This is a genomic window from Geobacter sp. DSM 9736 (genome assembly GCF_900187405.1).
Classification (GTDB): Bacteria; Desulfobacterota; Desulfuromonadia; order Geobacterales; family Geobacteraceae; genus DSM-9736.
In genome coordinates this window covers 1489835-1504627 of the sequence record NZ_LT896716.1, presented here as the reverse complement: position 1 = coordinate 1504627, position 14793 = coordinate 1489835, and the positions used below count along the sequence as shown (strand labels likewise).

Below are 14793 nucleotides of genomic sequence, written 5' to 3'. Positions count from 1 at the left end.
GGTGCGATGAACGGCAGCTACCGAACAACGAGAACCATTATGAAGGGTGATGATACGATGACGAGACGGAGCAGATCATACAATCGGTTGCATGCGATGCTGAGCGGGGCGCTGGCACTGATGGTGGCCGGAAGCATCGGCCTGCTCTCCCCGGCTACCTGCGGCGCTGTGGACCTCCTCCACAACAGCGCCGACACCGCCTCCACCAAGTGGCAGAGCCAGGGTGGATGGGGTGTGGCCGGCGGCAAGTATGGCCAGTTCACCTGCGCCACCTGCCACGAACCGAACAGGAAGCCGAACATAAAGAACGTCCGTCGGACCATCACCACCATGAACGGCGAGAACTGGCCCGGTGGTTCCCCCAATGTAACCGTCGAATTCCGCAACGTCACGAGCATGGGGGAAGACGCCGGTGGCCATGCGACCTCCAGCCGCATCTGCGAGGTCTGCCACAGCCAGAACCGTTTCCATAACGCCGACACCGCTAACAACACCGCCGGACTCGATCACCCAAACCCGAAGGCCGTCTGTACCTCCTGCCATAAGCACAACACCGGCTTCAAGGCTGCCTGCGGCGGCTGCCACGGCAACCCCCCTTCGGAAGCAGTTTTAGGCGGCGATACCGGCCTTATCGGTACCCCCCGCGCATCCAACGCCATGGAGCCGGGACAGGTCGGAGCTCACGTGGTTCATACGCAGACCCGCGATATGGTGTGCGATACCTGTCATTACATCAATAACGGTACCATCAAGATGCCGAACCTGAGCAACACTATCGATATCGGCTTCTTCGGTTTCGGCGGCAAGGTGACGAGCGGCACATACACTCCCTACACGTCCGCTACCCGCGGGTACCGCTTCGCATCGGGAACACCCAACTCCACCATAGCTGCGGCGGCCAGCACCTACGCGGAAGCCAACCGCTGCTCCAACGTCTACTGCCATGGCGGGGGAGCCACCGATGGCGGTTCCGTCGTAAGGCAGCCACTCACCGGCGGCACCAACCAGTCCCCGCGTTGGGACGGAACAGGTCAGGCCACCTGCGGCAGCTGCCACGGTACGACTCCTGCCAATCCGGTCACCACCGGCGGACACGTAAAGCATGCCGGTTCGGCCACCGGCTACAGCTTCACCTGCGACAGCTGTCACCCGGCCATCGACGTAACCCATGTCCAGGGAAGCGTCAGATGGGCATTCGATACTGCAAATCCGCGAATCGGTGCCACGGCGAAATACCAGCCTGCAGGTGCCCCTGCCGCCGAAGTTTCAGGTGCCACCGGGCAGCTTGCACCCAGTTCCCAGTTCGGGCAGTGTTCGGGACTCTACTGCCACTCCGACGGGAAGGGGGGGGCTGCATATGTCGCTAGCCCGACATGGGGTGATTCACTCCCCGCCAACTGCGTCGGCTGCCACGGCAACGCTTCCGGCACCGTCAACCCGATAGGGAGCAACGGGCACAAAGCGCACGTGAACAACACCAGCGATAGGTTCGGCAATTTCAACTTCCGCTGCCAGGAGTGCCACAATACAACCGTTGATTCCACCGACCGTGCGATCATCGGCCCCACAACCCATATCAACAGAACCGCCGAGGTGGCATGGGGACCGAAATCAACCGGCGGCGCCGCTTACGGCACCAGCGGTTGCACGCAGATCTACTGCCACAGTAACGGACAGGGCACGTACAAGGCTCCGCCGACTACCTGGAATAACATCGCCGACGGACAGCAGGGGACCATCGAGTGCGATTACTGCCACGGCGGTCTCGCGAGCAACGCTGCGCCGGTATCCAGCAACCGTCATACGAACCACATCGGCAGCGGCCCGCTCCCCCACCGTCCGACCCCCTGCAACTGGTGCCACTCCAACACCGTAGGCGCAGACGGCGTGTCGGTCTACAACGGCACCGACGTGAAGCACATCAACCGCACCCTCGACGTCTCGTTCATAAAGATGGGGAATTTCTCCGGGTCGTGGACAGTCGGCACCCGTCGCTGTGCCAGCACCTACTGCCACGCCAACACATCTACGACCTGGACCACAACGACCCTGAACACCTGCGGCAGCTGCCACGAAGCGAACAATACCACGACCTCGACTGCGACCCTCTCCGCCGCACACCGCAGGCATTACAACACGACGACACGCCCCTCCAACACCACGGAGGCCGGCTGGGCAAATACCAATCTCTCAGCCACCAACAACGTCTTCATGTGCGGTGTCTGCCACCCCGGCAACCCTACGGAGAGCCACATCAACGGGCCTGCCGCGGCAAACGGCACTGCTGCCCAGCTTGCGCTCAGGCTTCCGTTCACTACGCCTCAGGGTGCCGGGCGTCCGGAGACGATCACCCGCGGAACTGCACCGATTCTTCGCGACGGGCGCGGCTATCTGTATTCCTCCGGGACCACCTGCGACACCTACTGCCACTCCGACGGGCGCGGCGGTCCACCGAAAGTAACCCTCTCCTGGTCTACCTCCACGGCGAGCTGCGGGAACTGCCACGACCAGGCGAGCAACAATCCGGCAACCACAACCTGGTCAGCGCCGCATAACAAGCACTCCAACACCTACGGCAACGGCGGAACCATCGGCTCCAACAACACGACGACCAACAACACGTTCGTCACCTGCGCCGCCTGTCATGCTTCGACCGCTTCCAGCAATACGGCGCTACTTTCCGGTCAGCGTGCCAAGCACCCCAACGGCTTCCGAAACATCTCCGCAAGCACTGCCGTCGGCTCGGCTGCGTTCCGCTGGAACGCTGGCAACAACAGCTGCAAGAACGGCTACTGCCACAGCAACGCTTACTCCTTTACCGACTACTCAACCCCCTGGATCAAATGGGACCTCTCCCAGACCGTCGGCTGCGGCAGCTGCCACTCCAGCTATCCGATCGGTCCCAACTATGAGAACGGGTACAAGGGGAAGGCCAACAGCCATCCGAAACACGCCCAGTTCTGGGGCTTCACCTGCGACTGGTGCCACAACCTGACGACAACCACCGGGAATACCATCACCAACGTGAGGAACCACGTCAACAAGAACTACAACGTTGCGGCCAACGGCACCAAAGTGTTCATCGGCCGAAACAATACCTTCACGGCTACGGCCACCACCAACCCGCCTGTTGTGAAAACCACCTGCACCAACGTAAGCTGCCATGGCGGCAACACGACCACGCGGTTCACCTGGGGTGGCAAGAACAAGTGCGGCGACTGCCATTTTGCCACTGCCGACGTAGTGAATTACGGCTTCAAGAACAGCACCATGGCAGTTATTTCGAGGACCGAATGGCGCTACTCCGGCCACGGAAAGACCACGGGCACCTATGATGTAACGGGGGCCCCCTTCGCCGGCTTCTCGTCGGCGGCCGCAACCGCAGGGGGCAGCGGCGATCCGTGCCTCTACTGTCACGAGTACGATTCTGTTCCACACGGCGACGTCGATAACCCGCTGCGCCTGCGCAACTTCAATCACGCCTCCTGGGGGAGAAACGGCGTCTGTCTCGTCTGCCACGCCAGCGTCGGAGCTACCGGCGTAACTCCCGGAACCGGCTACACCACGAAGACGGCTACACGCAAGGTTAACAAGTACCACTTCGGCAGCAAGCACTCTTCCACTCTGAACGGCGGCCAGCTCTGCTGGGACTGCCACGATTCCCACGGTGACCGGGCAAGTGCTACTGACGGGCGCCCCATTGCCATGATCCACAAGAAGCCTGCACGTGAATCGAATGCCCTGACCGGCGTGCCTACCTTCTTCACCGTGACTACGGTCCGGTTTGTCGCCAAGGCCACCGCAGGAGACTGGGCGCGGTCGACCGCTCCATTCAACGGTGTCTGCAACGTCTGCCATACCTACAAGGCGACGGACCCGAACAAGATGATCCACTACACGGCAACCGCTTCCGACGGGCATAACAACACCACCGTCTGTACAACCTGCCACGTCCACAGTGCCGATACGGCTTACAACGGGAACGCCTACCGGGGGAGCAACGGGCCGTGTAACAGCTGCCACGGCGGCAACAACAACGGCGACCTCTCCGCAGGGACCACCGCCGGCCATGCCATACATTACAACCTGGCCACCGTCTTCAACAACGTGACCGGCAGCAACAAGACGAGCGCCACCGCTTACGGCTTCGCCTGCAAGAACTGCCACCCCACCACACAGCATGATGAGGGTGACGGAGTAGCCGACGTGCTTCCGTCCGTCGCGTATACTCCGGGCGGCAGCACCACCACCGATGCCAAGGGCTACACCTACACAATGGGCGGGACATGCGGCACCAACGCCTGCCACAATGACGGCAGGGGAGGTGCGCCCAGCGAGTCTGTCACCTGGACAGCCGCCAAGAGCGCCGATACCTGCGGTACCTGCCACGGCAATCCGCCGACCTCCGGGCCATCCGCGGCAACTCACGCGCCGTACGTGTCACAGCCGACCACGTCGTGCAACGAGTGTCACGGTCACTTCAATACCAACGGCACTCTGGCCAACGCACGTCTCCATGTCAACGGCAGCATCGAAGGACCGAAGTGCGTGACCTGTCATGCCAAGACCATTACCCGTACAATGGGTCGTCCGGGTAAAGTTCTTGCTAATGCGGTAGCGGAATTCGGCCTCGCATGGGGTCACAAGAAGAACGTCCGCGGCGCCGTCACCGACGCCGACTGCATCGTCTGCCACCTGGAAGGTGAATATGCAACGGGCAGAACATCGGCTACCTATCATAAAGACGGGAACATAGATCTTCGTGACCCTGATGGTTCTGGTGAAACCCCCATTACCAAAGTCAGTAATAGCGAGATATTCCTGTTCCAGCGCTTCTCCACCTCCTACAGGGCCGGGACAAGGACTTCCAATGGACACAACCTCGACACCATCGACAACGTGATCACCCAGAAATTCTGCCTGGCATGCCACGACAGCGACGGCGCAAGAAACACCACGGCACGCACTGCCGGGGGTACTCAGACGATGCCGTTCGGCGGCGTAAGCCTGGGAGCAAACTACACGGTGACCAACGGCGCCGCTGCAGCCAACGGTCTCGTGAACGTCAAGTCGCAGCTCGCCACGACCAACTCCTCACGGCACCCGGTCCTCGGCCCACTCAACCGCGACTACCCGACGGCTGCAAGGCTCACCGACCCCTATAAACCGACCGGCACCAGGGGGACCACCGGCACCCGCAGCCAGGGTGTAGTCATCAACTGTTTCGATTGCCACAACGTAACCGGATCCACTCCGCTCACGCTACGAACGGTCTCCGCACACGGCAACGCCGTTACGGTGCGTGGGAATGCGACAATACCAACCCCGGGCAGCACACCCTCCTCAACCAACGACGTGACGCTCTGCAAGGTATGTCATGCCGGTTACCAGACCGGTACCTCCTCGCACGGTACCGGTTCGGCACTCGGCAGCACCAACAACGGCATGACCAGCTACATGAGCTACGGATGCAACATGTGCCACTCCAGCGGCTACTCGACAGCAATTCAGCGGCCGGTACGCGCGATGGACGTTCATGGTATGGATGTGCTGCCGTCGGGCGGTCTGACTAAGGCTACACGCTGGGCAGGCACGGCTCAGGGTACTCCGGCGGTCGTCAATGCCAGACCTTACGCCTTCATCCGGAACACGCAGGTACTGACCAACCACCAGCCGAGAATGATCGGCAGCTCGACCTATTCGCCCAACTGCAACATGGCGAGCGGCTCTCCGATCAACTGTAATCAGGGTTCCAGAAGCTACACGGTGGGCGGCACCTTCTGACGCAGATAATTGGGGATGAGCAAGCCCTGCCCGGGAGGGCAGGGGACCCCTGGACGCTCGAAAGAGCTTGAAGTGATATGAAATTCTGGATGTGGGACTCATGGAGTCCCCGTTTAAAGGGAGTTGACAATGGAAAAGGCATACAGGGTGGGACGTCTGAAGCCTCTTGTTACCCTCTGGTTTTTACCGGTGGCGCTGACGTTCGTTTTCTGCAGCCTGGCCGAAGCGGGGCCCCAGTACAACATGACCTGCAGTTCCTGCCATGGGATGTCGCCGATCGACTCACCGGACCGCAACCCGATGACCGGCGGTTTTTCCGGAAACCATCAAACCCATGAGCCGGCGGGTTCTGCTACCGTCTCAGACTGCGCCCGATGCCATGTCGTAAACGGCTTTACCACGAGCCATATGGATGGCGGCATCGGCTTCCGCGCCTCGATAAATAATTCCCCGGCTACCGGCCAATACAAAATCGGCTCCGGTGCCGTTTCCTTCAAGAACCAGACATCAGTTCCCACTCTGGGGACCTGCAGCAATGTCAACTGCCACTTTGAGCGCGTGACCCCGGTATGGGGGCGCACTCCGTACGATACAACCGCCGACTGTTCCGGCTGCCATACGATACCCGGTTCTTCTCTCGGCCACGGCAAGCACAACCTCTACTATCCCGCTCTCGGAGGTTGCGCCAAGTGCCATCCCGACCATTCCGCACTCCAGTTCTCCCATGCAACTTCGGCCGGCAGCCGTGGAATAAAGGTTACGTCGGAAGGGAACTACTCGGGGAGCGGACTCAACTTCCTGCCCAGCCAGAGCGCTTCCCGTGTATTCGGGTCCTGTACCAATCTCTACTGCCACAGCCCCGGCGACAAAGGTGCTGCACCATACAATGCACCGGTTCAGACGGCAACATGGGGGAACGGCTCCCTTAACTGCACCGGTTGCCACAAGAGTGATGCGGCATCCGGAAATCCGATGAACTCACCGGCAGGCGGATACGGCCACGCCCGGCATCTCAGTTCGACAATCAGCAACGACATAGCCTGTGCCACATGCCATGCTGCCACCGTCTCCAACAATACGTCCATCAAGAGCCGCCCGGACCATGTGGACAGGTTCGTGACCATAAGGTTCAAGAATTCCACCACAGCCGTGGGGGGTACATACAACGGTGCGGCCGCCTCGGGGACTACATACAAGAAGGCTGCCGGTACTGCGCCAGGCGCCTGCCTCAACGTTTACTGCCACAGTGACGGCCAGGCCCCTCCGACCTATCGGTCGGTAGTCTGGGGTAGTGGCCCCATGCCGGCCGACTGTACCGGCTGTCACGGCGGGGCACTGACAGGTACGCTTTCCGGTAAGCACGATCAGCACGTTAACAACGGCTCCTATCTGGGCAGCAACTTCAAGTGTGGCGACTGCCACGCCAAAACTGTCGGAGCCGCCAGCGACACTGTTGTTACTGTCCGCACAAAACATATAAACCGCTTCGCTGATTACTCCGGCGCGAAGGCGGGCCGGAACGGGAAGGATTGCTCCAATGTGTACTGCCACAGCGACGGTAAAGGTACTGCCGCCAATCCGGGGAGCTGGATTTCAGGTGCAGCCATAAATGATTGCAAGGGGTGCCACGGTGCGAAGACCGTTGCCCAGGGGGCTGATTTCGACAGCGTTGCCGGTGAGCCTAACTATGTTACCGGAAATGCCGGGACACCCACGGCCAACAGCCACCGGAAACATGTGGGGAGTGCAGGGGCATCCTCCTGCGATGCCTGCCACACGCTGACCACCACGACCGGAATCGGCATCGCCAGCGGCTCCACTCGGCACATCGACGGAACCATCGACGTCAGTTTCAACCCCGCCAAGACCGGAGGCACCGCCGAGTGGGCAGCCGGAAAAACCTGCAACAATATCTCCTGCCATGCCGGCCGCTCCGCCCAGTGGGGACAGCCGGGTAATTGCGATCTTTGCCACCCCGCCTCCAGCCTCAAGGGGGCGCACAACAAGCACCTCTCAGGAGCGATGCCCCGATTCTACACCTATACGGGGAACCATTCGTACGGCAGCGACGCAACCGGAAAGTACCAGTTCGGCTGCTCAAACTGCCACCCGCTCGTAAATGCCAACCATGCCAGAGGTCAGGTGCTGCTCGATTTCCGGCCGACAGTTCCCGGCCAGTCCGTGAGCCTGCTGCGCAGCAAGAACAGGTCCACCATCACAACCTTTGGTGTTGCCGGAGTAGCCGGGGGGACCGATCCTACTTCCGTACCTGGTAGCAGGGTAGTCTGTCTCAATGTCTATTGCCACAGTAACGGCTATGCAGGTACCCCGGTATATGCGGTCACACCTGAATGGTACGAGGGGAGCTTCACCGGCGACCGCTGCTCGAATTGCCACGGCAACTCCCCGAACGGCACGATTGCCGGGTCTGCTGCGCATTCCGCCCACGTGGTCGGTATTCATGCAGGTGACATCTTCAGCGGCGGGATCGGCAAACTCTCAGCCGGAAGCGGCGGCAACGTAAGCCACGGTGTCGCTGCGCAAGCCACTACCATTAACTGCAACACCTGCCACAATGCTACGGTTACCTATTCGCGCAACGACAGGAATACGGCCTGCAACAGCTGTCACAGTGCCGGATCCGATTTTGCCCAGATCGCCAACCGTGGAACCCATGTAAACGGCAGGGTCGATATCGCTTTCCCCGGGACCACGGTGGTGTCCAAGGCGCAGCTCAGGCCCGCTTCCTTCGCAAGTTATACCGCAGCCGGCGGATACTGGACGCGGAACGGGGGGAACTACAAAGCCGGCGCCACGTCATTCGATACCTCGAAGCTGGCTCTGTCGAATCCCATGTGGAATGCAGGCAGCTGCTCAAATATCGCCTGCCATATGGGCAAACAGGTCAACTGGAACGATACTGCCGTCGATTGCGAAAGCTGTCACAGCTCTCTGTAAGCAGGCGTGAGTCGAAAGAGACTCTACTGCCATCCGGTTCCCTCGCACTTGTGGGGACCGGTAGCTGCAGAGTAGATCGCGGCTACTGATCTATTTTCTTAGTTAATATTCATTTTTTAATGGAGTTTTTTGCAAAAATAAGTACACTAGCGTTGCTAGAACCCGCAGGGGAAGGAGGCTAACATGAAGAAGAAGTACGTTACTCCGAAAGTTGTCGGCGCTGCAGTCGTTCACCCCTGCTGAGCCGGCATGAGATGTGGATGCAATGGGACACCGTGCCGCAGGTACGGTGTCTTTCTTTTTTTCAGACCGGAAACAACTCGCATTAATCTTTAATCTCACCTCCTTTCATTAGTACCGGGTTTGAGTCGGTGCCGACGCTTTAATAACTTCCGCCCCATTCCGGTTGCTCTTCGTTTCGGCTTCCGGCCGCGCTGCGTCAGGCCCTGTCGGTTGACAGCCCCACCCCTGCTGTTAGAATCTCTATTAGAATAGTTTATAAATCAGTTGAACAAAAAGGGTGAAAGCCATGAAATATGACCAGTTTATCAAAGAGGTGCAGATGAAGATCGGCTTCGGGTCAAAGGACGCTGCTCTCATCGCTACCCAGGCTACGCTGCAGACACTTGGGGAGCGTCTCGACGAAGGGGAGAAAAAGGATGTGGCATCACAGCTTCCCCGCGAACTGGGACAATACCTGAAGCAGAGCGATCGACGCTACGAATTCGGCCTCGACGAGTTCGTAGAGCGGGTGGCGCGTCGGGAAGGGACGGAACCGAATGTAGCCAAATCCCACGTAAAAGGTGTGATCGGAGTGTTGCACAAGGCTGTGAGCGACGGGGAATGGGACGACATACTTTCCCAACTCCCGGCGGATATGAAGCAATTTTTTGCATGAGCTCTTGTTCCCGCTGCCGTGGAATCTGAATTCCCTGCGGCAGGTGGGTGAAATCCGGTCCTGTCGGTTGCGACGGGAGCAGCCGGGCGCTTCTCCGGGAGTGCACACAAAACAACAAACAAGAGGAGGAAGAGATGGCAAGCTTCAGAAAATCACTTCTTACGGCAGCAGCAATGCTCGCCCTCTCCGGGCTTGCATTTAATGCAGGATGTACTAAAGGAGGCGGTGGCGGTGGTTCGGGCACAGGCGGCAGCAGCGGCTCGGATACAGGCACCAGCAGCGGCAGCGGCGGAAGTTCGGGTGGAGCGACAGGTGGAAGCTCGGGCAGCATGGGTGGAACCTCCGGTGGGGAGACGGGCGGAAGCTTTAGCGGAAGCACCAGCGGGGGGTCGAGCGGCATGGGCGGCAGCACTGGTGGAAGTTCCGGCAGCATGAACGGCAGCACAGGCGGCAGTTCGGGCAGCATGAACGGCAGTTCCGGCGGGTCACGCTGATTCACCTGCGTGCCCTTCAGGAGTCCCTGGAGGGCGCGCTCCCAGCAATATGTCCCTTCTTGAATAAACCTATTCTCCGGCTCTTTCAGCTCATCGTCGCATTCATACCTCCCTGTCGACATTTTTCCTGCTAAGCTTTTATAAAAATCCGGAGTGATCCAATGCCGCCAATGTCCGGGCCTCATGTACACCTGTCCAAGATATGGAAAGGTTTTCGCGAAGGGGAGCGCGACAGGATAGTACTGCGTGACGTGTCTCTGGCCGTGGCGCCGGGGGAGTGGCTTATCCTTCTGGGGCGAAGCGGTTCGGGCAAGTCTACGCTCCTCAACCTCATAAGCGGGATCGATCTTCCGGACAAGGGGGAGGTGGAGGTGGCGGGAGTTCGCCTCAACCGGCTCTCCGAAAGAGAACGAACACTCTTCCGCCGGGAAAGGATTGGATTCGTCTTCCAGTTCTACAACCTCGTCCCAACCCTTACCGTCATCGAAAACGTTCTTCTCCCCCTGGAACTCGCAGGACGTGCAGATCCCGTTCATCGCCGCCGGGGGGAGGAACTCCTTGAACGGGTGGGGCTTGCCGACCGCAGGAGTGCCTACCCCGAGCTGCTTTCCGGAGGTGAACAGCAGCGTGTAGCGGTTGTCCGGGCTCTCGCCAACTCTCCCCAACTGATCCTGGCCGACGAGCCGACGGGAAACCTGGACAAGGAGACGGGAGGGCAGGTGATCGACCTTTTCGGCGCGCTGGCTAGACCGGCAGGGGTTACCGTAATTCTCGTCACACACAGTACCGAACTCACCCGTTTTTCCGACAGGACGCTACTCGTCGGCGGCGGAGGAATCGAGCCCTGGCTCGGAGAGAAGGCGCCATGATCCTCGCCATGGCGGGTCTTCGCCAATTAACGCGGCATCCATGGCAGGCGTTGCTTGCTTTAGTGGGGGTTGCGCTCGGAGTCGGTGTCGTAACGGCGGTGGACCTTGCAAACGAAAGCGCTCAACGTGCCTTCCGTTTCGCTGCCCAGACCATCGGCGGCAAGGCAACCCACTTCATCTCGGGAACTCCGCAGGGTCTGCCCGACCAGCTGTATGTCGATTTGCGGCTGCGCCGTGGGATTCGGCGAAGCGCACCTGTGGTCGAGGGGCAGTTGCAGGTGCCCGGGGCAGGGACCTTGCGTATCGTCGGTATCGATCCCTTTGCCGAGACCCCGTTTCGATCCTTCGGGTTGCGCTTTCCCCGTGCGGCCGACATAGCTTCCTTCCTTACCAGGCCTGCCACAGGGCTGCTGCTCTACGAGACGGCGGTCCGCCTGAAGGTGCGGCAAGGGGACTCCTTCACCGTGGAGTCGGGAGGGGAGCGACACAGGCTGCTTGTAACCGGTTTTCTGGAGCCTGAGAACGAGGTCGCCAAGCAGGGGCTTCAATCGGTGGTCGTTACGGACATTGCCACTGCCCAGGAGCTTCTCGGCATGGTCGGGCGCCTTTCCCGGATCGATCTGATAATGCCGGAGGGGAGGGAAGGGGAGCAGAAAATGGAGCAGATTCGCAGCCTGCTCCCTCCCGGCGCGGAGATCATTCCTGCAGCTTCAAGACTTGGAAACCTCCAGCAGATGACCAGGGCCTTCCGTCTCAACCTCACCGCACTGAGCCTTCTCGCACTGGTGGTGGGGATGTTTCTCATCTACAACACGATGACCTTCTCCGTGGTCCGCCGTCGGCGTTTCATAGGGCTGCTGCGCGCGGTGGGAGTGACACGTCGAGAGATCTTCACCATGCTCTGCGGCGAGGCGCTTGTTATCGGGATTCTGGGCACCATGTCGGGGATACTCTTGGGGACACTGCTCGGCACGGAGTTGACACGCCTCGTGACCCGCACGATCAATGATTTGTATTTTTCTCTGGAGGTCGTATCGGTGACTCCGTTGCCGGGAACGTTCTTAAAAGCATCCTTCCTAGGGGTAGGAGCCACTATGCTCGCGGCATTCCCCCCGGCCCTGGAGGCTACGACCACCCCTCCCCGGACGGTTGTTTCCAGAATTACCCTTGAGACTCGCATGATGCGTCTCGTCCCTTTTTCCGGTCTCGCCGGATTGCTGTTCATGGGTGCTGGAAGCTGCTTTCTGCTGGTGGAGCGCAGTGGCGTAATCGGCGGCTTCACAGGCCTCTTTTTCATTATAGTCGGGTATGCTCTTCTCGTCCCGGCAGCGACGGTTACCCTCTCACGGCTGTTCAGACCGTTCATCTCGTCGATGATGGGGGTTGTCGGGAAAATGGCGGCTCGTGGCGTAGTGGCGTCCATTTCCCGAACAGGGGTCGCCACCGCGGCCCTGGTTGTTGCTGTGTCGGCCACACTCGGTATCGGTGCGATGGTAGACAGTTTCCGGAGCACTGTCGTCGGATGGCTCGACAGCTGGCTTCGGGCGGACGTATATGTGACCACCGCAGGAACCGGGACGGGAAGGAACAAGCCGCCGCTCGATCCAGAGTCAGTGGAGCTGCTCGGCAGAGTTTCCGGCGCTTCTGCCGTCAGTCTGACCAGGAGAATCAGCATAGAGGGCTCCCAAGGGCCGACGGAGGTCCTTGCCATGGAGGTGCCGAAGGAGACGTATGCCTCCTACCATTTCCGGGAAGGGGGGGGCTGGAATACCTGGGGGGCGTTCAGCCGCGGCGAGGTCGTTATGGTGTCGGAGCCGTACGCCTACCGGCACCGGCTCAGGGTGGGTGAAAGTATCTCGTTGCGGACGGCTGAAGGGGTGCGGCGGTTCCCTGTGGCGGGAGTATTCTACGATTACGGGTCCGATGCAGGGGTCGTCCTTATCAGCCGCGCCGCCTACATTCGTTTCTGGAAAGACCCGAGCGTCGACGGTATGGGGTTTTATGCCGAGGAGGGTGTGGCTGCGGGAGAGCTGGCGAAGCGGTTGAGGCAGCCAAACCGGCTTTCGACACTACTCGAAGGTGTGGCTGCGGGAGAGCTGGCGAAGCGGTTGAGGGAATCCCCCGGATCGAGGCGGGTGATGGTGGTGGAAAACCGTGAGCTGCGGAAGGCCACGCTGAACATCTTCGACAGGACATTCGCCATTACCGGAGTCCTTCGCCTTCTCACCGTCACCGTAGCTTTCGTGGGGATTCTTTCGGCGCTGATGGCAATCCAGCTTGAGCGGTCCAGGGAGCTGGCTGTTCTGCGTGCGGTGGGCATGACGCCGCGGCAGGCATGGGGGATGATCTTCGGGGAGACCGGGCTCATCGGCATCATCGCCGGCCTTCTTTCCATCCCTCTCGGCATGCTGCAGGCTCTGGCGCTGGTCTACGTCATCAACCGCCGATCCTTCGGCTGGACCATGCAGTTCTCCTTCGGATATCATCTCGTAGCGGAGGCACTCATCCTGTCGATGGCGGCGGCGCTTCTGGCGGGGATCTATCCTGCCCGGACACTGGCAGGAACCTCACCGGCCCTGGCGCTGAAGGAGGAGTAGATGAACCCTGTTCTCAGGTGCCTCTCCTGTATTGTCCTGCCGGCTGTCCTGCTCCTCTTGCTTCCTTCCTGTCGGCGGGCTCCTCCTGAAAAAACTCCCCTTACCGTGGCTGAGATACTCTCCGGCGTGCCGGCTGAAGGTTATGCACGCGCACTTGCCCCCAGGAAATTCGACTTTCCTGCAGACCACGGGCCCCATCCCGGTTTTCGCAACGAATGGTGGTATTTCACCGGGAACCTCTCTGCCGATGATGGCCGCCGCTTCGGCTATCAGCTTACCTTTTTCCGTACCTCCCTTTCTCCCAATCCGCGTCCCCGCCAGTCCAGGTGGGGTGCTTCCGAGGTGTACATGGCGCATTTTGCCCTCACCGACGTCTCCGGAAAGCGTTTCCATGCCGCCGAGCGCTTCAGTCGTGAGGCGCTTGGACTGGCCGGCGCCGGTGGGGTTCCCCTGAGGGTATGGGTGGAAGACTGGGAGGCGCGGGTCACCGGGGAAAAGCCCTGGGGGATGCGACTATCCGCCGGCATGGACGGAACTTCCATCGATCTTCGCGTGCGAAGCGTCGTCCCTCCGGTTCTGAATGGAGAGGGGGGGCTGAGCCGCAAAAGCTCACTGGAGGGTAACGCCTCGTATTACTACTCTATTCCCAGGATGGAGACTGCCGGGACCATCAGGGCCGGAGGCAGGGCGTACCGCGTGAGCGGCTTATCCTGGTTCGACAGGGAATGGAGCACCAGTGCGCTTGAGAAGAACCAGGTCGGCTGGGACTGGTTCGCCCTTCACCTGGAGGACGGGAGAAGCGTGATGCTCTACCGCCTGCGGAAAAGGGACGGCAGCATCGATCCCGTCAGCAGCGGCACCCTTACCCTTGCCGACGGTTCCGCGCGGTCACTCTCGGCGGATGAGGTGAACCTCGACATACTCGGGTCCTGGCGAAGCTCCGCCACAGATGTGCGATATCCTGCCCGCTGGCGTCTGCGGATTCCGGGGGAAGGGCTCGATTTGGAGATACTGCCTCTGCTTCCCGATCAGGAGCTGCGGATGACCTTCAGGTACTGGGAGGGAGCTGTGGCAGTGAAGGGGAGGGGTGCTTCACCGGGAGGATACGGTTATGTCGAGTTGACGGGGTATGGGGGGCCGGTTCGTCCCGAAGGGGGCTGACGGTCCCGGGAATCGGGACCGGTCAGCCATTT

Annotated in this window: 7 protein-coding genes; all 7 read left to right on the top strand. The window is 60.4% G+C overall.

The window, feature by feature from the left end; genetic code table 11:
- Positions 1-6: 6 nt before the first annotated feature.
- The 7 genes from CFB04_RS06985 to CFB04_RS06955 all read left to right on the top strand — a co-directional run bounded on the left by CFB04_RS06985 (position 7) and on the right by CFB04_RS06955 (position 14761).
- On the top strand, positions 7-5784 hold the full coding sequence (locus CFB04_RS06985; RefSeq protein ID WP_231934414.1) for a CxxxxCH/CxxCH domain-containing protein: 5778 nt from the start codon (positions 7-9) through the stop codon (positions 5782-5784).
- 129 nt (positions 5785-5913) lie between these two features.
- The gene (locus CFB04_RS06980; protein ID WP_088534603.1) at positions 5914-8742 is read left to right on the top strand and encodes a CxxxxCH/CxxCH domain-containing protein; all 2829 of its coding nucleotides are present in this window, start codon (positions 5914-5916) and stop codon (positions 8740-8742) included.
- A 529-nt stretch (positions 8743-9271) separates the two neighbouring features.
- A complete protein-coding gene (locus CFB04_RS06975) occupies positions 9272-9640 on the top strand; it encodes a DUF2267 domain-containing protein (protein ID WP_088534602.1) in 369 nt (122 codons plus the stop codon).
- 134 nt (positions 9641-9774) lie between these two features.
- Entirely contained in the window at positions 9775-10134 is a 360-nt protein-coding gene (locus CFB04_RS06970) for a hypothetical protein (RefSeq protein ID WP_088534601.1), read from the top strand.
- A gap of 170 nt (positions 10135-10304) precedes the next feature.
- Positions 10305-11003, top strand: a complete 699-nt coding sequence (locus CFB04_RS06965; RefSeq protein ID WP_088536733.1) for an ABC transporter ATP-binding protein — start codon at positions 10305-10307, stop codon at positions 11001-11003.
- On the top strand, positions 11000-13600 hold the full coding sequence (locus CFB04_RS06960; RefSeq protein WP_088534600.1) for an FtsX-like permease family protein: 2601 nt from the start codon (positions 11000-11002) through the stop codon (positions 13598-13600). The genes CFB04_RS06965 and CFB04_RS06960 overlap by 4 nt, the downstream gene beginning before the upstream one ends.
- Positions 13601-14761, top strand: coding sequence for a lipocalin-like domain-containing protein (locus tag CFB04_RS06955; RefSeq protein WP_088534599.1), 1161 nt, complete (start codon positions 13601-13603; stop codon positions 14759-14761).
- Positions 14762-14793: the final 32 nt, after the last annotated feature.